Source organism: Sphingobium sp. SCG-1 (assembly GCF_002953135.1).
Classification (GTDB): Bacteria; Pseudomonadota; Alphaproteobacteria; order Sphingomonadales; family Sphingomonadaceae; genus Sphingobium.
This window is the reverse complement of record NZ_CP026372.1, coordinates 911,347-937,824: the sequence shown is the minus strand read 5'-3', so window position 1 is coordinate 937,824 and position 26,478 is coordinate 911,347. Positions and strand designations below refer to the sequence as shown.

The window sequence follows — 26,478 nt, the reverse complement described above, 5'->3', positions numbered from 1 at the left end:
ACTCGCTGCGCTGCCGCGCAACGGTTCCGGGAAAGTTCAGCTGGTAGATCACGCTCGGATCAATGCCTTGCCATCCACGGTCGCTGTCATTCTGCGACGACTGGCGATGACAAAGTTTTAGTCATGGCGGACTGACATGCAAGTATGTCACAGCAACGTAACGGTGATGTTGCAAGGTTACGGCACGGCCTTGACAGCCCGCGCCGCGAGAATCCTCAGGGCGTCCAAACGCGCTGCTGATCTCTTTGATTAGTGGCCACCAGTCTCACGGCCAGAACGCCGGCACCTTGGCTATCCACTTCGTATAAGGCCTCGGCAGTGCCACTGCTGTGCAGAGCGTTGGACAGTTCGCGTAAGCCATCATACGCGCCTATCGTCTCGACCAGCCCGACCAGTCCCATTTCACTCGTCCCCGCGAGTATGATGTAGCGGTTGCCCTCCTTACCGAAGAAAAGGCTCACAAGGCCATATTGCCTACGTGGTGATGCGCCGCCCGAGGGCCCTGCTCCGTAGACGCGTCCGGTGCGCTTGTCGCGTATCTGGTCGCTATCCGTACTAAGTTCGAAGCGGGAACCGGAGGTTGTCGGGGCGCTTAGCGGGCCAAGCCCGCTCGAAAGGCCGAGGTAGATGATGTTTTGCGACAGCATCGCGGCCGCCGGCACCTGCGTCGCGGGAAGCACGCGGACGCTGGGCGCACGCGCAAGAATGGGCGCCAGATATTGCTGGGCGCGAGGAACGGTCGTGGGAATATAGCTCTGGCCGACATCGATATAGCGCGCGGCGTCAGACGAGTGGCTTAGAAGATAAGCGTCGAGATCCTCGCGCGAATGTATGCGATAATCACGCACCAGACGTGACACCTCCCCGCCTGCTCCTTTCTCACCGAAAAGATAGTGGTCACCTTCGGCGATGATCACGCTTTTGCGGTTTGCGAACAGCGGCTTCCAGATTTCGGATTGGCGCACCTGCGTTGCCTCGCGCACTCCGGGAGCAGGCCAGAGCAACAGCGAAACGACAAGGGCAAAGGCGGCCGTCAGACCGACCGCCGCGATTGCCAGCGCTCGCCAGGAGAACTGACGACGCGGCGCGAGAAGTAACGGTGCGGACTCCGGCCCGGGGAAGTCAGCGCTGCCAATTTCGGCAATAAGGCGATACTCGCCCAAAGGAAGTGTAAGCCTTAGTCCGGCGCCCCTCCGATCGCCGTAAATCTCCTCCAACCGTTTTCGGAGTCGATGAATATAGACGCGTGCGCCGCCATCATCGCCTGCCTGTGTCGTACGGCCGAAGACGTCTTGCGATATCTCCACTTCACGCGGCGGAGTGCCGGTGCGCGAGCGATCAACGAGATAGTCGAAGAGATCGCGAAGCTTTGAGGAGCGCCCCAGACACTCTCGAATTCTCTCGATCTCGTTGTCGATCAATTGGGCGTGTTCGCCATTATCAAGCCTAACGGAATGATTCATCTAGCAGCTATATGTGGTAGGGCTTTCCGACGCCAGAAGTAGCTGCTCGTCCCTGGGTATAATTCCACGCACTGTGTAAAAACGGCGGTCGCATCAGGCGGAACAAGTTCTCGTCAACCGTTACATCACGTTGACATCATTGCTTGGCCGCAGCGTCTGGCCGCATGAATGAGGCAAGCTCAATTTGCGCCTGCGACACGCAGGGCAACGACCTCAATTCCGTCGCGGGCGCAGCGAGGCAATAACTGGAGGGGCAATGCGAAGGCTTCGCATGGGAATGATTGGCGGCGGTCCAGGAGCGTTCATCGGTCCGGTACATCGCATCGCCGCCGAACTGGATCGTGAGATCGAACTTGTCGCGGGGTCTTTCAGCAGCGACGCAGACCGCTCGCGCCAAGCCGGAGAGATCTACCGCGTTGATCCAAAGCGCGCCTATCCCGATCTGCCGTCGATGCTCTCCGGAGAAGCCGCGCGTGATGACGGCATCGACTTCGTGACGATCGCCACGCCCAATCATAATCATCTCTCCGCCGCGTCGATGGCTCTAGAGTCCGGCATCGCCGTCCTGAGTGACAAACCGGCGACGGCGACGTTTGGCGAAGCAAAGACGCTGGCTGCCATAATCCAACGTTCAGGCTGCGCCTATGGCCTGACTTACACTTATTCCGGCTATCCGCTTGTTCGGGAAGCACGCGCACGGATCGCGGCAGGCGCGCTCGGCACCGTTCGCAAGGTCATTGTCGAATATGCTCAAGGTTGGTTGGCTGGCGCTGCGGCAGGCAAGCAGGCGGAATGGCGCACAAATCCCGCACAGGCAGGAGAAGGCGGCGCAATCGCCGACATCGGCGTACATGCCTTCCACCTCGCCGAATTCGTGACCGGCTTGAATGTGACGCAGCTGTTAGCGGATCTCGCCGCGGTGGTGCCCGATCGGGCACTGGACGATGACTGTCAGCTGCTGCTGCGGTTCGACAATGGCGCGCGCGGCATGCTCCTCGCTTCCCAGATCATGATTGGGGAACGTAACGCCCTCCGCCTGCGGGTGTATGGCGACAAGGGTGCGCTAAGCTGGTCTCAAGAGAGTCCAAATTGCCTGACGCTCAATCATGCTGATAACCGCACCGAGTTGCTCCAGACTGGGGACGCCACGCTGGGAAGCGATGCTGGCTGGGCATCCCGCATGCCCGGAGGCCACCCGGAAGGGTATCTGGAGGCCTTCGCTAATCTCTATCGCGACTTTGCACGCCAACTGCGCGGAGAATCTGGAAGCCTTCTCCCCGGCATCGAGGATGGATTGCGCGGCATGGCGCTCATCCATTTGGCCGTGACTGCCAGCCAGGAAGAAGCGGGTTGGATTAATTTCGAGGTGTAGCATGCGTACGATCAAGGGTCCGGCCATTTTTCTCGCCCAATTCGCGGGCGACCAGGCGCCATTCAACAGCCTCCCGGACATCGCCGATTGGGCCGCAAAGCTTGGCTATAAGGGCATCCAGATTCCAAGCTGGGACGCGCGCCTTTTTGACCTTGCAAAAGCGGCTGAGAGTCAGACCTATTGCGACGAGGTCAAAGGCGTTCTAGGCGAGCGCGGCATCGAAATCACCGAACTGGCGACACATCTTCAGGGGCAGTTGGTCGCCGTCCATCCCGCCTATGACGCACAGTTTGACGCTTTTGCCGCTCCCCACGTCCGCAGCAATCCCAAGGCCCGGCAATTATGGGCGGTAGAACAAATGAAGATGGCGGCGCTCGCGAGCCGGAGGCTGGGGCTTACAGCGCATGCAAGTTTCTCAGGCGCTTTAGCCTGGCCTTACGTTTATCCGTGGCCGCAACGTCCCGCAGGGTTAGTGGAGGACGCATTCGACGAACTCGCGCGACGTTGGACGCCTATTCTCGATCATTTCGACGAGAACGGAGTCGATATCGGCTATGAGATTCATCCGGGTGAGGATCTTCACGACGGCGTCACGTTCGAGATGTTCCTGGATCGCGTAGGCAATCACCCGCGGGCGAACATCCTATACGATCCAAGTCACTTCGTGCTGCAGCAGCTCGATTATTTAGCGTTCCTCGACATCTATCACGACCGCATCAAATGCTTCCACGTCAAGGACGCGGAGTTTCGCCCGAGCGGCCGCGCCGGCGTCTATGGCGGTTACCAGTCCTGGGTCGACCGACCCGGCCGCTTCCGCTCGCTTGGCGACGGGCAGGTCGACTTTGCGCAGATCTTTTCGAAGATGGCGCAGAACGACTTTTCGGGCTGGGCGGTTCTCGAGTGGGAATGTGCGCTTAAACACCCTAATGCCGGTGCAGCGGAGGGAGCGCCCTTCATAGCCCGCCATATCATTCGCGTTACGGAAACAGCTTTCGATGATTTTGCCGCTGGCGGTTCGAACCGTGCACTGAACGCCCAGGTTATGGGAATAGAATAGGCGGATGTGCGCCACGCGAGCCTTTTCAGCAAGTACGCGATCCCTTTCCTCCTACAGCCTTGTCTCAACCTCAACGATATTGACTAACGTGGCCCCATCAGAAGGTGACGAAACTTGCGGTCTCTGCCAGTTTCGACGAGCATGACCTAGTCCTGCTCCCGCCGGAGCAGCGCATCGCGACAAGATCCGCTCGATCAACGTGGGTCAATGCTTCGTAGACATCAACACCTTCACGAAGTGTGGGAATGCCGAGAGCGACATGCTGCAACGAGCCAATTGTTCCTCGCCTTTTTGCTCAGCAATGCGGGAAGCGTGGTTCGCCCTTCACAGGTGACGACAGTGTAACCGCGGGCTTGGTATTGGCATTATGAAATTCCACCTGCACAGTCTAGCATACTTGCATGTAAGTGTAATTTATTTTACGTTACGGGAGTCGATAGCGAGGTTCGTCACGAAGCCCGGCGTCCGATCGAAGTTGGAGAGAGCATGTCTGGCCACACGGCATATGATGCAAAGGCGTTGCACACCAAATATCTAGAGGAGCGGGACAAACGCCTGCGCAAAGACGGTGACGCCCAGTTCATTGAGGCTAGCGGTGATTATGCCGACTATGTTGCAGACCCTTATGTCGAGCCTGGGTTCGCCCGCCAATCTCTAACAGAAGAGATCGACGTCCTCATCGTCGGCGGCGGCTTCGGAGGTTTGCTTACGGGCGCTGAATTGACGCGGCATGGCATCGAGTCGTTTCGTATCGTGGAAGTCGCAGGCGATTTTGGCGGCACTTGGTACTGGAACCGCTATCCTGGCGTACGCTGCGATATCGAAGCAGCGATCTATATGCCACTCGTTGAAGAGGTCGGCACTGTGCCTACCGAGAAATACGCTAGGGGCGCGGAAATATTCGCGCACGCCCAGGCAATAGGACGTCATTTCAATCTCTACGATCGCGCTCTGTTCCAGACGAAGATCGACACAATCGCATGGGATGAAAACCGCGCGCGATGGATTGCCGAAACGGACCGTGGCGACACACTTGCCGCGCGCTTTGTGTGCGTCGCGCAGGGGCCACTGGCCAAAGTCAAGCTGCCGCGCATTCCCGGAATCCGCAGTTTCAAAGGGCACATGTTCCATTCGGCGCGCTGGGATTACAGCTATACGGGCGGTTCGCCCGCAGGCGGTTTTGACAAATTGCGCGGCAGGCGGGTCGGCGTGATCGGCACTGGCGCCACTGCGGTGCAAATCGCGCCAAGGCTTGCCGACGACGTCGCTGAGCTCCTCGTCTTCCAACGAACGCCATCCGCGGTCGACCATCGCAAGAATGGTCCGACCGATCCCGACTGGTTCGGCGCGCAGGAAAAAGGCTGGCAACGCCGGCGCATGGAAAATTTCCTTGCGGTAGTCTCCGGCCACAAGGTCGAGGAGAACCTCGTCAATGATCACTGGGGTGACCTGTGGCTGCGTTTCAGCTCATTAATGGCGGAACGGTTTCAGCCCGGCGGCGACGTTGGCCCGCACGAACTGATGCAAATCGCCGACTATGAGAAGATGGAGCAGATCCGCAACCGGGTGGCTTCCGAAATCACAGATGCCGATCTCGCCGAGCGCCTCAAGCCCTGGTACAATTTCCTGTGCAAGCGCCCGCTATATAGCGATGAGTTCCTACCCATCTTCAATCGCCCAAATGTCACTTTGATTGACACCGAAGGGCGTGGCATCGAAAGCATTAGCGAAAGGGGCGTGATCGCGAAGGGTGTCGAATATCCTTTGGACCTGATCGTGCTTGCCACAGGCTTCGACGTCGGTGCCCCGCCACACAAAGTAGGCGGGTATCAGGTCAGAGGCCGTAACGGTATAACGCTTGAAGACAAATGGAATGGGTCGTTCCGTTCGGTGCATGGAACGCAACTGAGCGGCTTCCCCAACTTCCACATCATCGGGGGCACACTGCAGGGCACCACGGCCTTCAACTTCACGCACACTCTGCTGATGCAGGCCGAACATGCCGCAGCGCTGATCGCTCGCTGCCGCGCTCAAGGCGTGCAGACGATGGAAGTCACTCCAGAAGCGGAGCTACGCTGGACGGAGACTATAGACCAGAAGCATGTCGACCATGAGCATTTCTATGAGGAATGCACGCCCGGCTTTCTGAACAACGAAGGCAAGTTTGCGGACAAGCCGACATATGTCGGCGCTACCTATGGCGGCGGCCCGCTCGAATATGAGCAGGTCATCGCTGAGTGGCGACGCGAGCACGTCGAGCGGGACACGAAGTGCACGCGATGACCCCGCCCGTGATGCACTCCTCCGTTGTGAATCGAACACGCAGCAGGAAAGATCGATGACCGCACGGCGCAGTCCAGATGCCCATGTCGATTACGGCCCCCCGCGATATGGACATTTTCGCGCCGCATCACATTGGATGCTGGCTGGCGCCGTCATCGCGATGCTGATTTCCGGTTTTCTCCTCGTTGCGCCTATGGCTGAGAGCGATCCAGCCAAAGTGGCTGTGGTCGGCATGCACATGATCATCGGCCTGACGATTGCGCTATTTTGCTGATCATGATCCCGATGGCTTATCTGCGCCGGCAGCCACAGCCTTTGTCGAGCGGCAGCGCATTGTTGGATCGACTGGCGAAGCTCACCCATCACGCCTTGCGTCTCAACACCGCCGCCATTGTCGTGACCGGGATCGCCACCGCAGCGATGTCGGGCATCCCCAATGTTGTCTTCGGCGGAGAGTCGGATCGTCTGCCGCTGGGCGTAACGGACCTGCCCGCTTTCCGGGCGCATGCTTTGCTTGCCTGCCTTCTGCTGCTGCTGGTTGTGCTACATGTAGCCGGCGCGCTGTTCCACGCCTTTGTCAAACGCGACGGCATCTTCCGCAGGATGTCGGTCTTTCGATCGAGAGGACTCGGTTAGATGCCAACCCAAGCCTTGGAGAGCGCCGCGCGCGCGCTGCGTGATGCCTATTTGAACGGCCCAATTCCGCCCATGCGGCAATGGCTCGATCCCCTTGATGTGGACGGCGCTTATGCCGTGCAAACGGTAAACACGCGGTTCTGGAAAGCTCAGGGCCGCCGGATCGTCGGGCGCAAAGCCGGGCTTACCGCAAAGGCGGTTCAAGCTCAGCTTGGCGTCGAGCAGCCCGATTTCGGAGCTTTGTTCGAGGATATGCGGATTGCTGACGGCGGCAGCCTCGATCCTGCGCGCTGTATCCAGCCGAAGGCGGAGGCGGAGATCGCGTTCGTTCTTTCCCGCAACCTCGATGGTCAAGATATTACGCCGGAACAAGTCGCCGGCGCTGTTGATACTGTGCATGCCGCGATTGAGATCGTCGATAGCCGCATCTCCGACTGGAAAATCACCTTTGCGGACACCGTGGCCGACAATGGCTCCTCAGCTTTTTTCGTCCTGTCAAGGGCCGGGCGCCCCCTCCCCGGCCTCGATATCTGGTCTGCGGGAATGGTCATGGAGATCAACGACGCCATCGTATCGCTCGGCGTCGGAGCCGCGGCTCTTGGCAATCCGCTCAACGCGGCGACATGGCTTGCGCGGACGCTGGCCAATCGCGGCGAACCCTTGAAAGCGGGCGACGTGCTGCTCGCCGGTGCACTGGGTCCGATGGTCGCGCTAAACCCTGGTGACCGCGTCCGTGCGGTTATTGGCGGCATTGGCGACGTCAGCTTCGTCTACGGCACGGCGTGATCAATGACAAAGATTAAGGCCGGCTGACCGGCAGGACGGAGAAGAACGTGGATTTGGGACTCAAAGGAAAAACAGCAATCGTCTGCGCCGCGAGCAGTGGGATCGGTCGCGCCTGCGCCACTGTCCTTGCGCAGGAAGGCGCAAACATCGTGATCAACGCGCGCACGCAAAGCACGCTGGAGGCTGTAGCCGCCGAGATCCGCGCCGCCTACCCTGACGTTGACGTTACCGCCGTTGCCGGCAGTGTCACCGATCCGGCCGTGCGCGAGGCGCTTGTCAGCGCCGTGCCGCAAATCGACATCCTCGTCAACAATGCCGGAGGGCCGCCTCCGGGCGACTTTCGCGACTGGGATCGTGATACCTGGATCGCGGCGATTGACCAGAATCTACTGAGCGCGATCGAGCTCATTCGCCTGACCGCCGACGACATGGCGTCGCGCGGCTTTGGTCGAATCGTCAATATCACTTCTTCGGCAGTGCGCGTGCCAATCCCGGTGATCGGCCTATCCAATGCTACACGCGCCGCGCTCACCAACTTCGTGTTCGGCATTGCAGGTGAATTCTCGGCCAAAGGCGTGACAATCAACAACATCCTGCCTGGGCCCTTCGACACCGAGCGACTGCGCAAGTCGAAGGATATCACCAAGCACCTGACCGGTAACCCGGTGGCCGGCCGGGTCGGCGACCCGATGGAAATGGGCGCGATGTGCGCGTTTCTGTGCAGCAATCGCGCAGGCTATATCACTGGGCAAAACTTCCTAATGGACGGCGGTCTTTACCGTACCGGCGTGTGACTGAAGACGCACTCTGCCAAAGCCTCGACGCGTTCGAGCAGACAAGCGCGCAAATGAAGGCAGCCTTCGAAGCACAATCCGAAAACTGGAAGCTCGATCTCATCCGTTTGCGCAAGATTCAGGCCAGCCAACTCTCTGCATTGTCCGAGAGCTTGGCCGGCTGGTCCCACGACAGGCTGGATGCGGCCGCCGGTAGGGAGATCACCGCGTTGTTCATAGCCATGCGACGCGCGATATCTATGACACAGACCATATGGCCGCTCAGCCTGATAAAAGACCCGGCATCGCTCGAGGCGTACACCTTAGCGAGCCGGCAGACGATCGAGGCGAGCGAAGCGTTCTTCGCCTGGATGCGGCTCAGGCTCCAGCGACCATGAGCCGAAGGTCAGAACCGCTCACCGACCAGTTCTTCGCTCTTGGTCCACAATGCCTTGGCGTTATCCGGATCAACTGCATATTCGCGGACGCCCGGACCGATGACTTCGGCATGAGCCAGTCCCGCAACAGCGCAATCCTGGCAGAAGCGCCCACCGACCTCGTCAGCGTCGGCGACGATCGCGGCCCAGACGGAGGTGGAAGCGGCCTGTGGGATCGTCTTCAGTTTAAAGGCCGGCGCACCAGTCTGCGCTTTCGCTATCGAGTTGATCCGGGCCACCATCGCGTCCATGTCCGATTGGCTCATGTGGCGCTTGAGGCCGGTGTCGGCGCCGCCTGGATGGACGGCTGCGGCACGGACGCCCTTGTCCTTGTACCGCCGGTCGAACTCCACGGCGAACAGCACATTTGCGGTCTTGGACCGTCCATAGGCGCTCCAGGTGTCGTAGGGCGTCGTCTCGAAGTTGGGATCGTCAAGATCGACGTCCGAGAAGCGATGCGCCGCCGAAGAAAGGATCACGACTCGTGCGCCCTCCCTGAGCAAGGGTGCAAGCCTATTTACCAAGGCGAAATGGCCAAGATGATTGGTGCCGAACTGAGTCTCGAAACCATCGACCGTCTTGCCGGACGGGGTTGCCATCACGGCGGCATTTGCGATCACGACATCAAGCGGCCGTCCATCAGCAATCAGCGAGTCTGCAGCAGCCCGGACGCTTGCAAGAGAAGCCAAGTCGAGCGCGATCAGATCAAGACTGCCGGGTGCCTTCCCTACCGCATCGCGCACGGGATCGCCGTTGGCGAGATCGCGCACCGTGCCGATGACGTTTGCCCCATGCGCGACGAGCGCACGAGCTGTTTCCAGCCCAAGTCCGCCGGAGACGCCCGTGACCAGGATACGCTTGCCGGAAAGGTCCAGACCGGCAAGCACGTCGTCGGTCGTGGTGGTGACATCGAAAGCTGGCATAATTGTTCTTGTCCTCATGATTTTCTGCCAGACAGTCTAGAGGATGGATCGCGGTATGCAGTGCTCGATTATCGCGAAGGCATGCCTAATCCTATCAACCGCGAACGCCTTTCCGTGGGCCTTGTCAGGCACCAGCCAAGTTGCGACAAGCAATGACTTCGATGCGGCGATTGATATGTCAGATGCGAGAGCGGGTGCAGCGACACGCTGGCTCAGCGTGCTCCGAAAGTCTCATTCCAGGCTTGACGCTGAGCACCATTTTCAAACCGAGTACTGGTGTATCGACCGTACATACGCCCGTGACGTGCCTGATCCTTCAGGGGGCGAAACGCGTAAGCATCGGTGATGCTGTCCTGCAATATGATAATTCCAGCTACTTCGTTGCGTCACTCGACGTTCCGGGGACGGGACAAATCCTGGAGGCCAGGCCGGACGCGCCCTATGTGGCGGTGGGAATGAGGCTCGACCGCTCTGCACTCGCTGAGTTGGTCGCCACAATGCCGACCGGTTTGATCGATCACGGCGGGACCAGCCCCGGACGCTCAAGTTTCGCGCTGAGCGCAATAACGCCGGATTTGTTGGACGCATGGGCGAGGCTTCTCGCCCTTCTGGACCACCCGGAGGACATTGCCGCCCTTGCAGCGGCCCGCGAGCGGGAAATCCTGTATTGTCTTCTCAAAGGGCATCTCGGCGGGCAACTATGCCAGATGGCGCAGGAGGATAGCCGACTGGCGAGGATTCGCCGCACCATTCATTGGATACAGGGTCACTATACGGAGGAACTGAGGACGGTCCGGCTCTCCGAAATTGCAGGAATGAGCGTGGCATCTTTCCATCGCCATTTCAGAGCCGCAACCGCGATGAGCCCGTTGCAATATCAGAAGACTTTGCGATTGCAGGCCGCGCGACGCTTCCTTGCGGCGGGTTGGGAGGCAAGCAGAGCTGCGTATTCCGTCGGTTATGAAAGCGCGACGCAGTTCAGCCGGGAATATAGCCGCGCCTTTGGCACTCCCCCTTCCCGTGATCGTATGGAACTTATCGGACGATCGACAAGCCTGGAAACTTGGATGGCTCCGGGTTAGCACCCTACGAGCATCACCACCTGGGACTTAATTGAGCGCCTCAATCAGCACTGCCATTAGCTGAAACAAGCGGAGGCTGGCCTATCTTGGATAGGGCCGAAGTATCGTATAAGCATGCGCAACGTCGTGGCCTGGCAGAGACGCGGCACTGCACTCCGGTGCCCCTCGCAACCATTTCATAATCATGTTCGTGCAAAGATGATTTGGTGGAGTCAGGAGCGGCGAAGTGAATACCTATTCTCGTGCGAGGTTGGGACGGGCCACTTCGCTTTGTCAGTGGTTCTTTCAGCCTTTCAAAGATGTTACTCCTGCCGGGCGCGCCTTTTTGCTAGGGCAACTTCTGGGGTCTCCTGCTGCTGCACTCATGGGATCGCTCTGTGCCCTTGCTGTTGCTGGCGTGGCGCTTTTCCGTAGTGGCAACGCAACATTTGGGTTCTTCGTTGGACTCGAACTAGCGCTGATGACGGCGCGCTTCGTCGATTGGCAGCGGCGTGCGAGGCAATTGCGACATGAGCCTGGCTGCGACCCGACTATCGACACGTCGGTGATACTCTCAACAGTCTGGTGCACCCTGCAAGGATCTTTAGCCTTCGCTATAATGAGGTCGGGCGATCTCGTGCTATGCGTGTTGTCGGCCACTCTCGTAATGGCACTCATCGGCCCCCTTTGTGCGCGTAACTACGCCGCACCGCGCTTTGCGTTTCTGCTTGTGTTGTTATGCGACCTTCCGTTCGTTGCAGGAGCGTTGGCTTCGGGTGAGGCTTGGCTCGCGATAATCTTACCGATGACCCCACCCTTTCTTTTGGGAGCGATGCAGATCATTGCCACGTTCCATAAGTCTATGTTGTCCACTCTGGCTGCGCACGCGAAAGTGCTTCATCTTGCTCAACATGATTCCCTTACAGGCATTCTTAACCGGCAGGGCATGGATGAAGCACTGAGTCAGATTTTGCCGCATCGGGATCGGCAAATGGCCTTGATCTGCATAGACCTTGATGGCTTCAAGCAAGTGAACGACCAACATGGTCACGGAGCCGGGGATTTGCTCTTGGTCAAGGTGGCTGAACGGCTGAGGGAGCAGATTCGAAGTGAGGATCTACTTGGACGGATGGGCGGTGATGAGTTTATGGTCGTCGTACGCGATATGGAGCCTCATCGGATTGGGCCGCTAGCAGACCGTCTTATCAGCGCAATTTCGCGCTACGCTTACGATCTCGGTGGTGGGACTGTTGCGCGTGTGGGCGCCAGTATTGGCTTTGCATGTCTGCCTGAAGATGCAGCAAGTACGCTTCAGCTGCGACTAAGGGCGGATGAAGCCTTATATGCAGCGAAAGGCGCCGGGAAAGGTGTAGGCCGGCGGTATGGGGCACTGGCTGCAGCGGCTCCGCCGATGGATAGCCCCGGGCGATCAGGGGCTGCGGGCATGTAACCTTCATCAATGATCATACTCAATTTCCCGATGAGGCTCGAACCGGCTTGGCCGCGCGAGCGCAGGGAAGATATGTAAGGAACTATGATGCCGCACCCGGCCCGCACCAACATTGGCCGGAGCTCCCGAATACGGTCGATCGTAAAAGAGAATGCAACCTCGTAAGAGACAGTCCTCCGGCCTTTTGCCCACAGGTAGTGCAAACGTCACTCTACGTATGGACAGGGAGACGCATTAGTATTACGTTTGAGTCAATTAGTACTACTGGCATAGGCGACCAAGCTTTGCGGGGGGCAGCTAAATGGGCGGAGTTCGCGTAGGTAAAAGAGTGATCGGCGCGCAGGCGCCAGTTACTGTCGGCTGGGAGAACATTCCCAAGGTGGAGGGCGGGCCCTTCAAGCAGTTCGTCTTCACCGTGTTCCAGCCTACGGTGCTGTTCGCGCTGATCCTGTTCTGGTACTACGCGCCCAACTCTATTGCGAAGGCATCGACTGCAATCGGCATCGGCATCGGCTTTAAAATCCTGTTGATGGTTCTTGAATGGCTGACGCCACGGCACGAGAGCTGGCACCTGACTTGGAAGGAACTGACTACCGACCTGTTCTATGTCGGACTCGGCTACACGCTGCTCCGCATGGTGGACAGTTACATTGGCGATGGAGTGATAATCGAGGCAGTCCAGCATTCCTTCGATTGGGACAAACTCAGTTGGTTCACGGGTTTGCCTCTGCTGGTGCAGGCATTTCTGATATCGTTCATCTTCGATTTCGGGCAGTACTGGATGCATCGCGGGATGCACAACTGGTACCCGCTCTGGCTACCCCATTCGGTGCATCACTACATCACGCAGTTGAACGTTCATAAGGGTGCGGTCGGAAACCCTGTCGAACTTTTCCTAATCGGTCTGGGTGTTGGTGGTTTTTTCGATTTCCTGCCCAGAGCTGCCCTCCTCGCGGGTGCGATCGGGATGGCGGTCGGAGCCTATCAGCACATCAATGTCCGCTTCAACACGCCGCGCTGGTGGCGCTTTGTGTTCAATACGACCGAGCATCACAGCGTGCACCATTCGCAGGACTTCGAAGCCAGCCGTAGCAATTATTCCAATACCTATATCTTCATCGACCGCCTGTTCGGCACATGCGTGGACGGTGAGGCGGAGCTGCTGGGCATGGAGGGCGGACGCCGCATGTCGATCCGCGAGCAGATGACCTTTCCTTTCACGGAAGGTTGGAAGTCGCTCAAGGAACGATTTGGGCGAGCGGAGGCAATGCCTTTGCCTGCCGAATGATGGAGACCACTTAATCTTAATCGGCAGGCTCCGAAGCCGACTTTGAAAAGCTTTCTTAAAAGGAGATCACGTGAACCTGCGTTTCATCGACTGGATTTGGCATGTCAGAGGCAGCTTGCCGCTTGCCCCCGAGCAATCAAGCGATGAAGCTTTCGACAGGCTCGACCCGCTGTTCCGCGAGACCGGCACCAGCCATGAACGAACAAACGATACGCTGATTTTCCGCAAGAAGGATCAAGCAGCCCAAGATAAGATGTCCGTCTTCGATGGCGGCGTGTTGCAGGTCGAAAAAGGCTTGGCTGGAACGGTGCTTCGTTACCGACTGACTAGCCGGGCATTGTTGTTCTGCTTTCTTGCGCCGTTGATGTTTCTGGCTTTTGCTCAGTTTACTATAGCCATGGGTAAGTTCCAGAAACCTTCGACCGAAGCAGCGGAGACATCGAAGAAATCTAAAAAAGAAGATGCCGTTAAGCCGTTGAACCCGATCGACAAAGCTTTGGGCGCGCCAGCACCTGAAAAGCCCAAAAAAGAAGGTTCAAAAAAGGACAAGGATGACGAGGACAAGAAGCCTTCGCCTACGCCGGCATATGTTTTTGCAGCGATCTTTGCCTTTTTATACGTCGTCGGACGAGTCCTTGAAGATCGACTGGTAAAGACACTCTTTAAAAAGAAACTGCTTGGCTCGTAGCTTATTCGCCTCTCCGTTCTTTGGCAGCAGCGTCATTCAATCAGCGGTGCCGTGACCAGTGCAGAAACGGTGCTGGAGCCAATGAATAAATAGAGTGGCGGGTAAGTCCGATGCCAGGCGGAATGGCACGGCCATCACGCAATAGTCATCAAGCTTGCGTTACCGCCCGACGCAGTGGTGTTTATCGAGGTTGACACTTCCTCGACAAGCCAGTCAAGTCGGTAAGCTGCGCCGTTACGGCAGTCGGTACATGACGCGGCTTGCGTTAGGAGGACGCCTCCCGGAAGGCTGGCGATGCGGGCAAGAGCGGCAACGATCTGGTTGGGATCGCCCTCCAGCAGCGCCCCCCCTACGGGATCACTTGGTTCTGAAGACAGGCGTTGCACTACGCTGGCAGGGAGATCGGCAGGAAGCGCCATTCCCTCCACCCTGCCCCAACTGCCAGTCGCAAGAACGGCCGCGATCTGCTGATAAAGCCCTTCTGTTGTAGCAGGCTCAAGCAGGATGTTGCCTCGTGGATGAAGCGCGTAGAGATTGCGTTCGCCAACGGGACCAGGCAGTTCCAGTTCAAGGCCTAGCCTTGAGCGTTTGGCGTAGTCGCGGGCGTGTTGCGCAGCCTTGTTCTCTCCTTTAGCAACAAGCCAGGTAATGAAGTCGGCAAGCGCCGCATCGGGAACTGCTGACGTTGATGGCAAAGCCTGAGGCGCTTCGCGCACGAGTCGCCCGAGATAGAGCGGCCCACCGGCCTTCGGTCCTGTTCCCGAAAGCCCTCGTCCACCGAACGGCTGCACGCCAACCACTGCGCCAATGATATTGCGGTTCACGTAATGATTGCCCGCGCGAATGCGGCCGGTGACATGCGCGATCGTCTCCTCTAGCCGCGTATGCAAGCCGAAGGTCAAGCCATAGCCGGTGGCGTTGATCGCATCGATCAACGCGTCTAGTCCCGCGCGTTTGTATCGGATGATATGAAGGACAGGTCCGAATACTTCATGTTCAAGATCGGCAAGGCTGTCCAATTCAATGATCGTGGGCGGCACGAACGTTCCATGCGCCGCGTCCGCTGGGAGCGCGAGCTGCTCTACGGCATGACCCTTCGCCCGCATTGCGCGAATATGTTCCTCGATATTCGCTTTGGCTTCGGCGGTGATGACCGGCCCGATATCGATCGCAAGCCGGTCGGTGCGGCCGATACGCAGTTCCTGCAGGGCACCCGTCAACATTGTCAGCGTTCGATCGGCGATATCGTCCTGCAGGCAGAGGATACGCAGTGCGGAACAGCGCTGGCCTGCACTGTCAAAGGCGGACGCGATTACGTCGGCCACGACTTGCTCAGGGAGCGCCGAGCTGTCGACGATCATCGCATTCTGCCCGCCGGTTTCGGCGATGAAAGGGATGGGTTTGCCTTCGGGCGAAAGGCGCTGCGCCAATTGCCTCTGGATCAAGCGGGCAACTTCCGTGGAGCCAGTAAACATGACACCCGCAGTTTCTTGCGCTTCAACAAGCGCCGCACCCACCAAGCCGTCGCCGGGAATGAGTTGCAGCGCGTCGGCAGGCACGCCCGCTTCGTGCATCAGGCGCACAGCTTCCGCGGCAATGAGGGGCGTTTCCTCAGCAGGCTTGGCGAGCACCGGATTGCCTGCGACCAAGGCGGCAGCGACCTGGCCTGAGAAAATAGCGAAGGGGAAATTCCAGGGTGAAATGCATACGACAGGACCGACCGGCTTGATGTCAGAGCCTAAAGTCTTGCGGGCCTGTTGTGCGTAGTAGCGGAGGAAATCGATCGCCTCGCGCACTTCCGCTATGGCATTGGCAAGCGACTTTCCGGATTCTCGCATGATGAGGCCTAGCAGAATCGGCATGCGCGCCTGCATGGCATCCGCGGCCCGATCGAGCGTAGCCGCCCTTTCGATGACGGACACGCTCTGCCAGCTTGAACTTGCAGCACGTACCACGGCGGCTTTTGCATCATCTGGCGACAACTCGGCAACCATACCAACCACGTCGCGATGATCGGCAGGATTACGAACCTGCCGTGTTATGGTCTTCCCTCGGTCCGGCGTCGCCGCCCATTCAATAGCGGCGCTCGCCAGCAGCGCCTCGTTCAAGGTTGCAAGGGCCGTCTCATCGCTTATGTCGATCCCCGCCGAATTATGGCGATCGGGATAAAGCGCCAAAGGCAGTGCGATCTGATCGTGTTTCGCGCCGGGCAGCGACATTGCGGCGACCTGCTCCACCGGATCGGCGACCAATTCGTCGATCAATACGTTCGGGTCCGCGATGCGATTGACGAAGCTGGAATTAGCCCCGTTCTCCAGCAGGCGGCGAACGAGGTAAGCGAGCAAAGTCTCATGCGTGCCCACCGGCGCATAGATGCGGCAGGGGCGATCGAGTTTCGCCGCACCCACCACTTCCTCATAAAGCGGTTCGCCCATTCCGTGCAGGCACTGGAACTCATAATCTCCATGCACGAAATCGGGTCCGGCCATGTGATAGATGCTGGCGAGGGATTGGGCGTTATGCGTGGCGAATTGCGGAAAGACGACGTCCTTCGCCGCCAGCAGCTTGGCCGCGCAGGCCATGTAGGCGACGTCAGTATGAATCTTACGCGTATAGACCGGGAAATCCGGAAGCCCATCGACTTGCGCGCGCTTAATCTCCGCATCCCAGTAGGCCCCTTTGACCAGCCGGACCATGATCCGCCGACTGGCGCGACGGGCGAGATCGACGATCCATTCGATGACGAACGGGCAGCGCTTGCCATAGGCCTGTACGACGAAGCCCAGACCGTTCCAACCGGCGAGCGCTGGATCAAGCGCGAGGCTTTCCAGCAGATCGAGCGATAGTTCGAGACGGTCCGCTTCCTCGGCATCGATATTGAAGCCGATATCGTATGACTTGGCGATGGCGGCCAAAGCCGCGACGCGCGGCAACAGCTCACTCATAACGCGATCCGCCTGCGCGCGGGAATAGCGCGGGTGCAACGCCGAAAGCTTGATCGAAATGCCGTTGCCTGCATAGGGACCACGACCTTTTGCAGCCTTCCCTATCGCGTGGATCGCCGTTTCGTAGGACCGGTAATATTCCTCCGCATCGTGAGCCGTAGCCGCCGCCTCGCCGAGCATGTCGAAGCTGTAGGTAAAGCCCTTCGCCTCTTCGGTCCGTGCGCGCTTGAGCGCTTCGGCAATCGTCTCGCCGGTGACGAACTGCTCACCCATCATCCGCATGGCGATGTCGACACCTTTGCGGATTACCGGTTCGCCTGCGCGGGCCACAAGGCGGCTGAGCGCAGCGGTGAGGCTGCGGTCGTTTACTGGATCGACGAGCTTGCCGGTGACGATCAGGCCCCATGTTGCAGCGTTGACGAACAACGAACGGCCACCGCCAAGATGCGACGACCAGTCACCCGGTGCGATCTTATCGCGGATCAGAGCATCGCGCGTTGCGGCATCTGGAATGCGCAACAAGGCTTCGGCAAGGCACATAAGCGCCACACCTTCCTGGCTGGAAAGAGCATACTCCTGCACCAGACCTTCAACGCCCGTCCCCTTATGCTTGGATCGCAGTCTCGTGATTAGCGCATGTGCCGTTTCACGGGCGGCAGCACGGACCAGATCGAGCAGAGTGGCCTGGGGAAGCAACTGCCTGATACACTCCGGCTCGCTCCGACGATACGCGGTGGTGATCGCTTGGCGAAAGGCTGACTGGTAGCGGATTGGAGGGGCAAACGCAGTAAACGGGGTGGGGTCTGTCATATATGCATAATAACTTAGGTCGCCGAGCCGATCAGCCCATATGCGAGGTAAAATGATATCAGTTTGCCCTTATTTGATCCGTTCCGTAGGTATGTTGCATGGATGTACCTCAAAAATCGGTCGAGCTGGACAACTTCGATCGAAAAATTATTGAGGCGCTGGTCCGTGACGGGCGAATGACCATCACGGATCTCGCCACACACGTCGGGCTTTCCAAGACTCCGTGCCAGATTCGCTTGAGACGGCTGATCGAGACCGGTGTCATCGCTGGCTTTCGCGCAATCGTTGATCCACGCAAGCTGGGCTTGGATCACGTAGCTTTTACCGAGGTCAAGCTTTCGGACACGCGTGAAAAGGCGCTAGGAGAGTTCAACAATGCGGTGCGGCGCATTGCAGAGGTCGAAGAATGTCACATGATCGCCAGCAGCTTCGACTATCTGCTAAAAGTGCGCACGCCGGACATCCGTCGCTATCGGATCGTTCTGGGCGAGAAGATCTCAAGCCTGCCGCATGTGGCCAGCACGTCGACCTTCGTCGCCATGGAAACTGTCAGCGACAGTTCACTGCGATAAGTTAGTTGGGCGCCTTGCTCGTATCCACCTTTTCAACCCATTCGGGGTAGAAGCTCGGTTCGCGGTTTGACCAACCCGCCGCAGTGGCCGCTGCTTCGCTGATCGACTGAAGCAACAGGCGGCGTTTTTCCGGATGAAGATGCGGGAGGCTCGCTGCCGCACAGAATGCACCAGGTAACCAAGGCCGCGCGCCGGCACCGATCAAGCGCTCGTACAAAAAGCGATAGGCCGAGAAACTGGTCAAACGATCCTGACCGAGGTCAAAAGCAGAAACCGTCACCAGCGGCGCCATGAACGGCTCCACCTGATCGAGGCCGCTGTCGTCAGGCACCATGGATTTGATGGTGTCGAGCCTGTCGTAGATGCGCGATTGCGCGCGGATGCTCGCCGCTTCCACCAAATCGCGCGACCATAATTCCAAGGCGTCGCGACGGTGCAAGCCGATGTCCAGCGAGCGGCGAATGTAACGCTGTGTCGATGACGGAAAGGTTGCAAACTCCCGCATTTCAGCGAGGGCCAGTTGCCCGTCAGCGGGTTTCGCACTGATACCCATTACTCATGCCTCCAACCTGATGGCCCAGACAAATGGATCATGCGCTCCTTATGCTTATCAAAGGATTAACCGCCCGCTCCACCTGCACCATATTCCACCACCAATTTGTGGCCGGAATAGGTGCAAGGGATCAGATTTCCCGGACCAGTGCAACAAAAATAATGTTGCGGTGCAGCATAGCGGCTTCCTTAATCTTGTTCGTCTTCCGTGTATCCAGATGACGGCACTGGTTCGCCATGGTCACCCGGCTGGGTGACCGACGGCGCATCTGACCCATCCATGGAATCTTCCAGACCACGTTCGAGCTTTTCTTCATGCGTAAGGGCATGATCCTGCTCGTCGCTTTCGCGCGCGGTGGTGTCATCGATATCTGCTTCAGGATTGTTGGTGCTCGCGGGCATATCGCATCTCCTTGTCTGTAGAAGAACGGATGGAAGCGTTGCCTGTTCCCGCGCGGCCATCGACCAACCCGCATAGGTTTTCGACAGGCGCAGCGACGAGAAGGCGACAACTTAAGGCGATGTCCTTATGGTTGCGCAATGACATTCCAGCTTGATGAAGAAGAACGGGGCATACCCCCGATAGTCGCCCTCTATTCAATCCTCGGCTTCTGGTTGTTCTACATGGCGCTGGTGACGCTTCGCTCCTTCGTGATGGGTTTCGATGCGCAAGCGCCCATGGCAATCCGCCGAAGTATCGTGACGGTCATCGGCATTGTCGTCACCTGGGGGCTTTACCTGATTATCAGACGTTTCGATCAGGCGAGCCTTCACCGCCGTACGCTGGCCGCCTTCACAGCCGCTATCCCTTGCGCGGTGCTGATCGCGGTGGCGAATTACTATGTCTTCTACTTCTATGACCCGGCAGGCATTTTCCCGGACCTTCCCAAGGAAAAACTGGTTGCCGAGCAGGGTTATGCGCTAAAGGAAATCGCCGAATTCGCGATCGGGCGCTACTTCTTCCTGTCGGCCTGGGCTGCTCTCTATCTGGCTTTCTCCTATGCCGCCGAGGTGCGCCGCGTGGAGCGCCGTGCGGCGCAACTGGAAAAAGCCGCGCAGCAGGCGGAGCTGCGATCCTTGCGCTATCAAGTGAATCCGCACTTCCTGTTCAACACGCTGAACTCCCTGTCGAGCCTCGTGATGGTCGATCGGCGCGATGAGGCGGAACAGATGATAATGTCTTTGTCCAATTTCTATCGCGCCAGCCTGACTGGGGATCCGCTGGAAGATGTGCCGCTATCCGAAGAGGTGCATCTGCAAAAGCTGTACCTGGATATCGAAGCGGTGCGGTTTCCCGAGCGCCTGCGAACGCTGATCGACATTCCATCGCACGTCATGAACTGCTGCGTCCCCGGCCTGATCCTTCAACCGCTGGTCGAGAATGCGATTAAATATGGCGTGGCCCGGACACCCAGGCCTGTGACCATTGCGATCTTCGCGCGAGAGGAGGATGATATGCTGATGGTCAGCGTTCGTAATGACGGTGACGTTCTGCCTGAAGATCATGATCGCGGCAGCGGCATCGGACTTGCCAATGTGCGCGATCGGCTGGCCGCGCGGTTTGGTGCGTCGGGTAAGATTCACGCGCGGTCACTGGATGGCGGCGGATATCTGGTGGAGCTGACGCTGCCGATCGTGCGGCGCGGCTGCTAGGACGAAAGCATAATGGGAGGTTTCATGGCCATTCGCACGATGATCGTGGATGACGAGCCGCTGGCGATTGAGCGATTGCAGATGCTGTGCGCCCGCGAACCGCGAATCTCGCTTGTCGGTACGGCCAGCGATGGTGAGGCGGCGCTGCGCATGGTCGAAGGATTACAACCCGACCTGCTGATGCTGGACATCGCTATGCCCCTGCTCGACGGGATCGGCGTGGCCCGCGCCGTCGGGCAAACTGGTATTCGTCCGGCCGTGATCTTCGTGACGGCGTTCGACGGATTTGCGGTCGAGGCTTTTGATCTGGCCGCTATCGACTATCTGCTGAAGCCCGTAGCGCATGACAGGCTGGTCCGCGCTATCGATCGAGTCGAGATTGCGCTGGCCCGCGTCCAGGGCAATTCGGCACCCCCGGTTTCGGCAACGGCGGACGCATGGGCCGAAGAGTTCTGGGTGCCGCATCGGTCGGAATTGATCCGCGTCGGCACCGATCAGATCGACAGGATCGAAGCGGAACGTGACTATATGCGGCTGCATGTCGGAGATCACAGCTATCTGCTGCACCAGACGATCAGCTCACTCGAACAGCGATTGGACCCGGCGCAATTCATCCGGTTGCATCGCTCTCACATCGTCCGGCGCGATCATATCCAGCGACTTCGACATGATGGAAGCGGTGTATGGTTTGCATGTTTGGCAAGAGGCGAGGATATCAGGATCGGCCGAACCTATCTAAATAATGCTAAGGCAATCACACGCCAAAGCTGACTGCGAAGTTGACGGTAAAATCCGAAAATTCGACATTTTGTTTCGATATCGTAACGTACTTTTGTGGCGCTCCGAAGCGGTTGTCATCAAACTGAAACCGTACTGTCACAATGCCGCGATGATGAGCCGCTAGGGCGCTGGCACGACAGGTCGCGCCGGGGATTCGCGGCATCGCAAAGTGGAGGCTCCTAGTGAAGCATATCGTTCGTCTCGCCGTTTCGGCGTTTGCGTTGTCGGCTACCCTTTCGGCGTGCCAGGACAAAGCGGGTGGCGAAGGCGCCGGCCGCGATCAGATCAGGGCCGTTGGCTCCTCCACCGTTTATCCTTTCGCCACCGCAGTGGCTGAGCAGTTCGTCAATACCAATCCTGGTATGAAGTCCCCGATCATCGAGTCGACCGGCACCGGCGGCGGCATGAAGCTGTTCTGCGCTGGCGTCGGCGCGCAGTTTCCGGACATCGAGAATGCGTCGCGCCGGATCAAGAAGTCCGAGTTTGAGGATTGCGCAAAGAACGGCGTCAAGGAAATCATCGAGATTCAGGTTGGTGTCGACGGCCTTGCCTTCGCCGAATCCAAAAAAGGTCCGGGCATGAAGCTGACGCCCGAAATGGTCTACAAGGCGCTGGCCGCCGATCCGTTCGGCAAGGGTCCGAACAAGGCGCAGACCTGGAAGGATGTCGATGACAGCCTGCCCGCCATTCCGATCTCCGTCTTCGGTCCGCCTTCGACCAGCGGCACGCGCGATTCGCTTGCCGAACTGATTCTCGAAAAGGGTTGTCAGAGTGATCCCGCGATGAAGTCACTCAAGGACAGCAACGAGGACAAGTACAAGGCGACCTGTACCAAGGTGCGCGAGGACGGCAAATATGTGGACTCGGGTGAGAATGACAATCTGATCGTGCAGAAGCTGGCGGCGAACCCGAATGCGGTTGGAATCTTCGGCTACAGCTTCCTTGAGGAGAACAGGGATTCGCTGAACGACATCGCATTGAACGGCGTCGAAGCAACTTACGAGAATGTTGCGACCGGCAAATATCCCGGCGCGCGTCCGCTCTACATCTATGTCAAGAAAGCGCATATTCAGGCGATCCCGGGGCTCAAAGCATATTTGGACACCTTTGCCGGTTCGTGGGCGCCTGGTGGCATGCTTGCCAAGCGCGGCATGGTCGCGGCGACTGATGCGGTTCGCACGGCAAATGCGGAAATCGTAAAGACGTTGCCCGCGCTGAACGGTGCGGACCTGAAGTAAGCCCGTGACCGGTCCCGCCATTTTATTGCTGCTGCTGGGTTTGGGCGTCGCTGCCTGGATCAGCGCCCGTGCCCGTGCCACACGGTTGCAGACCACTGCAAACGCCGGGCCAGTACGCGGCGCGATGCACAGCCTGCCCAGCTATCACGGCTGGTATGTCGCGCTTTGGACATTGATCCCCGGCCTCATTTTCCTGGCGGTGTGGAGCAACGTCATGCCGTCGCTCGTGACGGACGCAGTATTGGCCGATCCCGCCGCGCAAAGTCTGCCGCCGGGCGGCTTCGGGCGCGGCGCCATCCTGAATGAAGCGCGCAACATCGCGAGCGGCAATCAGGCGGCGGCATTCAACCCGGCGGCGCAGGCACTGGTCGAGCCCTATCGTGCCGCCACCAGCCGCTACGGGACCGTCGGCGTGATATTGGCGATCGTGCTAGCCTTCGCGGGCGGTGCCTATGCCTTCACGCGCATCCGGCCCGATTTCCGGGCGCGGACGCGAGTCGAGCGGTTGGTGATGGGGCTGTTGCTGGGCGCGTCGCTGATCGCGATCATCACTACGGTCGGCATTGTTGCATCGCTGCTATGGGAATCGCTGCGCTTCTTCTCGATGGTCAATCCGTTCGAGTTCCTCTTTGGCACGAAGTGGTCACCGCAGTCGGCGGCCATGGGCTATGGCAATGCAGGTGCATTCGGCGCGGTGCCGCTGTTTTGGGGCACGATCTTCATCGGCGCTATCATCGCCATGATCGTTGCCATCCCGCTCGGCTTGATGAGCGCAGTCTACCTGACGCAATATGCGAAGCCCTCGACACGCAAGTGGATGAAACCGATCCTCGAAATCCTCGCGGGCGTGCCGACGGTGGTCTACGGATACTTTGCCGCGCTGACGATCGCCCCGGCCCTGCGCGACTTCGCGGTATCGATCGGGATCCACGGCGCGTCCTCTGAAAGTGCGCTGGCAGCAGGCCTTGTCATGGGCGTGATGATCATTCCCTTCGTCTCCTCGATGGCCGACGACAGCATCGCCGCCGTGCCGCAGGCGATGCGCGACGGTTCGCTCGCCATGGGCGCAACGACCAGCGAGACGATCAAGCGCGTATTGATCCCCGCCGCGCTTCCAGGCGTCGTCGGCGGCGTGTTGTTGGCGGTCAGTCGCGCGATCGGCGAGACGATGATCGTGGTGATGGCCGCTGGCCTTGCCGCCAACCTGACGCTCAATCCCTTCTCCAGCGTGACCACGGTAACGACGCAGATCGTTCAGTTGCTGACCGGTGATCAGGAATTCGACAGCGCCAAGACGCTGGCCGCGTTCGCACTCGGCCTCGTGTTGTTCATCGTGACGCTGCTACTTAACATCGTGGCGCTCCGCGTCGTGAAGAAATACCGGGAGGCTTACGAGTGATCTCCCTTCCCACTCACCCATCACCGTTCGGGCTGAGCTTGTCGAAGCCACACACTGAACGCAGTGAAGTATGCTTCGCCTGCGGCTCAGCAGAACCCTTCGACAAGCTCAGGGCGAACGGGGAGAAAAGTTCGTGACTGGTCATTCCCCGACCCGCAACCCGACCGACTGGAAGGGCGCGGCCATGCAGAAGCGGATCGCCGCGCGCTACGCGTCGGAGCGGCGCTTTAAATATCTGGGCATGGCGGCCGTGCTGCTCTCGGCCGGGTTCCTCGCGTTCCTGCTGTTCAAGATGGTGGGCGATGGTGCGGGTGGCTTTACCCGGACCGAGGTCGCCGTGCCCATCGACTTCCGGTCGGCCCCGCTGGTGATCGACCCCGCAACGGTCAATGCACAGGCGCTTTCGGGCGCGAACCTTCAGGGTGTGACGGCGCAGGCCGCCGATGCTGCTTTGGGTGAGGGCGGTGACGCCATGCTGTCGCCTAATGCTTGGCTGACGGTCCGTGATGCGATCCTCGACGACCCGAAAATTCTGACGCAGAAGGTGACGCTCTCCCTGCCCGGGTCCACCGGCATCGATCTTGCCGCCAAGAGCAATGCGAGTGCGGCCGATGAAGCCGCCTATACCCGCCTGCAAAAGGCAGGGGTCGTATCGACCGGCTTCAACAGCGCCTTCCTAACCGCCAGCGATGCCACCGATCCGACACAGGTCGGCATCTGGGGGGCGTTCAAGGGTTCGTTGCTGACGATGCTGGTGACGCTGCTGTTGAGCTTCCCCGTTGGCGTCGCGACGGCGCTTTACCTTGAGGAATATGCGCCCAAGGCGTGGTGGACAGACATTATCGAAGTGTCGATCAACAACCTTGCCGCCGTGCCCTCGATCATATTCGGCCTGCTGGGCCTCGCGATCTTCCTCAACCTGCTCGACTTTCCGCGATCGGCGGCGCTGGTCGGCGGCATGACGCTGGCGCTGATGACGATGCCGGTGATCGTGATCGCAGGCCGCAATGCGATCAAGGCGGTGCCTCCGTCCATTCGCGATGCGGCGCTCGGCGTCGGCGCTTCGCCGGTGCAAGTGGTGTTCCATCACGTTTTGCCATTGGCCCTCCCCGGCATCCTGACCGGCACGATCATCGGCATGGCCCGCGCTCTGGGCGAAACCGCGCCGCTGCTGATGATCGGCATGCGCGCCTTCATCGCGACGCCTCCGGGCGGCGTGACCGATCCTGCCACCGTGCTGCCCGTGCAGATATTCCTGTGGTCCGACGAAGTCAGCAAGGGCTTCATCGAAAAAACCTCCGCCGCGATCATCGTCCTGCTGGCGTTCCTGCTCGCGATGAACGGCCTCGCCATCTATCTTCGCAACAAATTCGAAAAGCGCTGGTAAACAGACATATGCTCACCGAAGAACAACAGGCTTTGAAGCCCAACAACCCGAAGATGACGGCACGCGATGTCAACGTCTTTTACGGGGCAAAGCAGGCCATCAACAATGTGTCGATCGACGTCGATATGGACAATGTGACCGCCTTCATCGGCCCGTCCGGTTGTGGCAAGTCCACATTCCTGCGGACGATGAACCGCATGAACGACACTGTCGCAAGCGCGCGGGTCGAGGGCGAGATCACGCTGGACGGCGAGAATATCTACGCGCAATCGATGGACGTGGTGCAGCTCCGCGCGCGGGTCGGCATGGTGTTCCAGAAGCCCAATCCGTTTCCCAAATCGATATACGAGAACATCGCCTACGGCCCACGCATCCACGGGCTTGCCAGTGCCAAGGCCGACATGGACGTGATCGTTGAGAAGTCGCTCCGGCGGGCGGGCCTTTGGGAAGAAGTGAAGGACCGGCTGAACGAAAGTGGCACCGCACTTTCAGGTGGCCAGCAGCAGCGCCTGTGTATCGGCCGCGCGATCGCGGTGGAGCCGGAAGTCATCCTTATGGACGAGCCGTGCTCCGCGCTCGATCCCATCGCGACGGCCAAGATCGAGGAACTGATCCATGAACTGCGCGGGCGATATGCCATCGTCATCGTGACACACAACATGCAGCAGGCCGCGCGCGTGTCGCAGCGGACGGCGTTCTTCCACTTGGGCACGCTGGTAGAATATGGCGTGACGTCGGACATCTTCACCAATCCGAAGGCGGATCGCACGCGGGATTATATTACAGGGCGATATGGATGATGTTGCGTTCCGTTCGCCCTGAGCGAAGTCGAAGGGTCATGCCGAGCGCATGCGAGGCTCTTTCGCTACGCTCAGGTAAAGGCTTCGACTTCGCTCAGCCCGAACGGAAGGTGAGATCAGCTATG

At 59.1% G+C, this 26,478-nt stretch carries 24 protein-coding genes; 19 read left to right on the top strand and 5 right to left on the bottom strand.

Features of this window, described 5'->3' with window-relative positions:
- Window positions 1-215 precede the first annotated feature (215 nt).
- Window positions 216-1,463, bottom strand: coding sequence for a hypothetical protein (locus C1T17_RS04250; protein ID WP_104952371.1), 1,248 nt, complete (start codon window positions 1,461-1,463; stop codon window positions 216-218).
- A gap of 271 nt (window positions 1,464-1,734) precedes the next feature.
- Here C1T17_RS04250 and C1T17_RS04245 point away from each other — a divergent pair, with 271 nt between their 5' ends.
- From C1T17_RS04245 to C1T17_RS04210, 8 genes are all read left to right on the top strand, one after another.
- Window positions 1,735-2,835, top strand: coding sequence for a Gfo/Idh/MocA family protein (locus tag C1T17_RS04245; protein ID WP_262982726.1), 1,101 nt, complete (start codon window positions 1,735-1,737; stop codon window positions 2,833-2,835).
- A 1-nt stretch (window position 2,836) separates the two neighbouring features.
- Complete coding sequence (locus C1T17_RS04240) at window positions 2,837-3,892, top strand: sugar phosphate isomerase/epimerase family protein (protein WP_104952369.1); 1,056 nt, start codon at window positions 2,837-2,839, stop codon at window positions 3,890-3,892.
- A 486-nt stretch (window positions 3,893-4,378) separates the two neighbouring features.
- Window positions 4,379-6,175: a flavin-containing monooxygenase gene (locus C1T17_RS04235; protein WP_104952368.1), complete on the top strand. Its 1,797-nt coding sequence runs from the start codon at window positions 4,379-4,381 to the stop codon at window positions 6,173-6,175.
- A gap of 55 nt (window positions 6,176-6,230) precedes the next feature.
- Complete coding sequence (locus tag C1T17_RS04230; protein WP_104952367.1) at window positions 6,231-6,449, top strand: hypothetical protein; 219 nt, start codon at window positions 6,231-6,233, stop codon at window positions 6,447-6,449.
- 2 nt (window positions 6,450-6,451) lie between these two features.
- Window positions 6,452-6,811, top strand: coding sequence for a cytochrome b/b6 domain-containing protein (locus C1T17_RS04225; RefSeq protein WP_223262900.1), 360 nt, complete (start codon window positions 6,452-6,454; stop codon window positions 6,809-6,811).
- The gene (locus C1T17_RS04220) at window positions 6,812-7,597 is read left to right on the top strand and encodes a 2-keto-4-pentenoate hydratase (RefSeq protein ID WP_104952365.1); all 786 of its coding nucleotides are present in this window, start codon (window positions 6,812-6,814) and stop codon (window positions 7,595-7,597) included.
- Window positions 7,598-7,644: 47 nt separating this feature from the next.
- Window positions 7,645-8,391 carry an SDR family oxidoreductase gene (locus C1T17_RS04215; RefSeq protein ID WP_104952364.1) on the top strand — a complete coding sequence of 249 codons (747 nt, stop codon included), beginning with the start codon at window positions 7,645-7,647 and terminating at the stop codon, window positions 8,389-8,391.
- The gene (locus C1T17_RS04210; RefSeq protein WP_104952363.1) at window positions 8,388-8,768 is read left to right on the top strand and encodes a hypothetical protein; all 381 of its coding nucleotides are present in this window, start codon (window positions 8,388-8,390) and stop codon (window positions 8,766-8,768) included. The genes C1T17_RS04215 and C1T17_RS04210 overlap by 4 nt, the downstream gene beginning before the upstream one ends.
- Before the next feature lie 8 nt (window positions 8,769-8,776).
- Here the strand turns inward: C1T17_RS04210 and C1T17_RS04205 are convergent, their stop codons facing one another.
- Window positions 8,777-9,730 carry an SDR family NAD(P)-dependent oxidoreductase gene (locus C1T17_RS04205; protein ID WP_104952362.1) on the bottom strand — a complete coding sequence of 318 codons (954 nt, stop codon included), beginning with the start codon at window positions 9,728-9,730 and terminating at the stop codon, window positions 8,777-8,779.
- Window positions 9,731-9,972: 242 nt separating this feature from the next.
- On the opposite strand from C1T17_RS04205, the gene C1T17_RS04200 reads away from it, so the two are divergent.
- The 4 genes from C1T17_RS04200 to C1T17_RS04185 all read left to right on the top strand — a co-directional run bounded on the left by C1T17_RS04200 (window position 9,973) and on the right by C1T17_RS04185 (window position 14,217).
- The gene (locus C1T17_RS04200) at window positions 9,973-10,812 is read left to right on the top strand and encodes an AraC family transcriptional regulator (protein WP_262982725.1); all 840 of its coding nucleotides are present in this window, start codon (window positions 9,973-9,975) and stop codon (window positions 10,810-10,812) included.
- A gap of 226 nt (window positions 10,813-11,038) precedes the next feature.
- Window positions 11,039-12,241: a GGDEF domain-containing protein gene (locus tag C1T17_RS04195; protein ID WP_223262789.1), complete on the top strand. Its 1,203-nt coding sequence runs from the start codon at window positions 11,039-11,041 to the stop codon at window positions 12,239-12,241.
- Window positions 12,242-12,542: 301 nt separating this feature from the next.
- Entirely contained in the window at window positions 12,543-13,529 is a 987-nt protein-coding gene (locus tag C1T17_RS04190; protein ID WP_104952360.1) for a sterol desaturase family protein, read from the top strand.
- A gap of 70 nt (window positions 13,530-13,599) precedes the next feature.
- On the top strand, window positions 13,600-14,217 hold the full coding sequence (locus tag C1T17_RS04185; RefSeq protein ID WP_104952359.1) for a hypothetical protein: 618 nt from the start codon (window positions 13,600-13,602) through the stop codon (window positions 14,215-14,217).
- A gap of 134 nt (window positions 14,218-14,351) precedes the next feature.
- Here the strand turns inward: C1T17_RS04185 and putA are convergent, their stop codons facing one another.
- Window positions 14,352-17,972 carry a trifunctional transcriptional regulator/proline dehydrogenase/L-glutamate gamma-semialdehyde dehydrogenase gene (gene putA / locus C1T17_RS04180; RefSeq protein WP_104952358.1) on the bottom strand — a complete coding sequence of 1,207 codons (3,621 nt, stop codon included), beginning with the start codon at window positions 17,970-17,972 and terminating at the stop codon, window positions 14,352-14,354.
- A 98-nt stretch (window positions 17,973-18,070) separates the two neighbouring features.
- Between putA and C1T17_RS04175 the strand changes: the two genes are divergently transcribed.
- Entirely contained in the window at window positions 18,071-18,544 is a 474-nt protein-coding gene (locus C1T17_RS04175; RefSeq protein ID WP_104952357.1) for an Lrp/AsnC family transcriptional regulator, read from the top strand.
- A 1-nt stretch (window position 18,545) separates the two neighbouring features.
- On the opposite strand, the gene C1T17_RS04170 is transcribed toward C1T17_RS04175, so the two are convergent.
- Together C1T17_RS04170 and C1T17_RS04165 are read right to left on the bottom strand one after the other, a co-directional pair.
- Window positions 18,546-19,097, bottom strand: coding sequence for a hypothetical protein (locus tag C1T17_RS04170; protein ID WP_104952356.1), 552 nt, complete (start codon window positions 19,095-19,097; stop codon window positions 18,546-18,548).
- A 188-nt stretch (window positions 19,098-19,285) separates the two neighbouring features.
- On the bottom strand, window positions 19,286-19,498 hold the full coding sequence (locus C1T17_RS04165; protein WP_104952355.1) for a hypothetical protein: 213 nt from the start codon (window positions 19,496-19,498) through the stop codon (window positions 19,286-19,288).
- A gap of 138 nt (window positions 19,499-19,636) precedes the next feature.
- On the opposite strand from C1T17_RS04165, the gene C1T17_RS04160 reads away from it, so the two are divergent.
- From C1T17_RS04160 to pstB, 6 genes are all read left to right on the top strand, one after another.
- Window positions 19,637-20,749: a sensor histidine kinase gene (locus C1T17_RS04160; protein ID WP_104952354.1), complete on the top strand. Its 1,113-nt coding sequence runs from the start codon at window positions 19,637-19,639 to the stop codon at window positions 20,747-20,749.
- Window positions 20,750-20,773: 24 nt separating this feature from the next.
- A complete protein-coding gene (locus tag C1T17_RS04155; protein WP_104952353.1) occupies window positions 20,774-21,520 on the top strand; it encodes a LytR/AlgR family response regulator transcription factor in 747 nt (248 codons plus the stop codon).
- Between the two features lie 191 nt (window positions 21,521-21,711).
- A complete protein-coding gene (locus C1T17_RS04150) occupies window positions 21,712-22,767 on the top strand; it encodes a substrate-binding domain-containing protein (RefSeq protein WP_104952352.1) in 1,056 nt (351 codons plus the stop codon).
- Window positions 22,768-22,771: 4 nt separating this feature from the next.
- The gene (gene pstC, locus C1T17_RS04145) at window positions 22,772-24,166 is read left to right on the top strand and encodes a phosphate ABC transporter permease subunit PstC (RefSeq protein WP_104952351.1); all 1,395 of its coding nucleotides are present in this window, start codon (window positions 22,772-22,774) and stop codon (window positions 24,164-24,166) included.
- Window positions 24,167-24,350: 184 nt separating this feature from the next.
- A complete protein-coding gene (gene pstA / locus C1T17_RS04140; RefSeq protein WP_104954988.1) occupies window positions 24,351-25,553 on the top strand; it encodes a phosphate ABC transporter permease PstA in 1,203 nt (400 codons plus the stop codon).
- A gap of 8 nt (window positions 25,554-25,561) precedes the next feature.
- Window positions 25,562-26,353, top strand: a complete 792-nt coding sequence (pstB, locus tag C1T17_RS04135; protein ID WP_104952350.1) for a phosphate ABC transporter ATP-binding protein PstB — start codon at window positions 25,562-25,564, stop codon at window positions 26,351-26,353.
- Window positions 26,354-26,478: the final 125 nt, after the last annotated feature.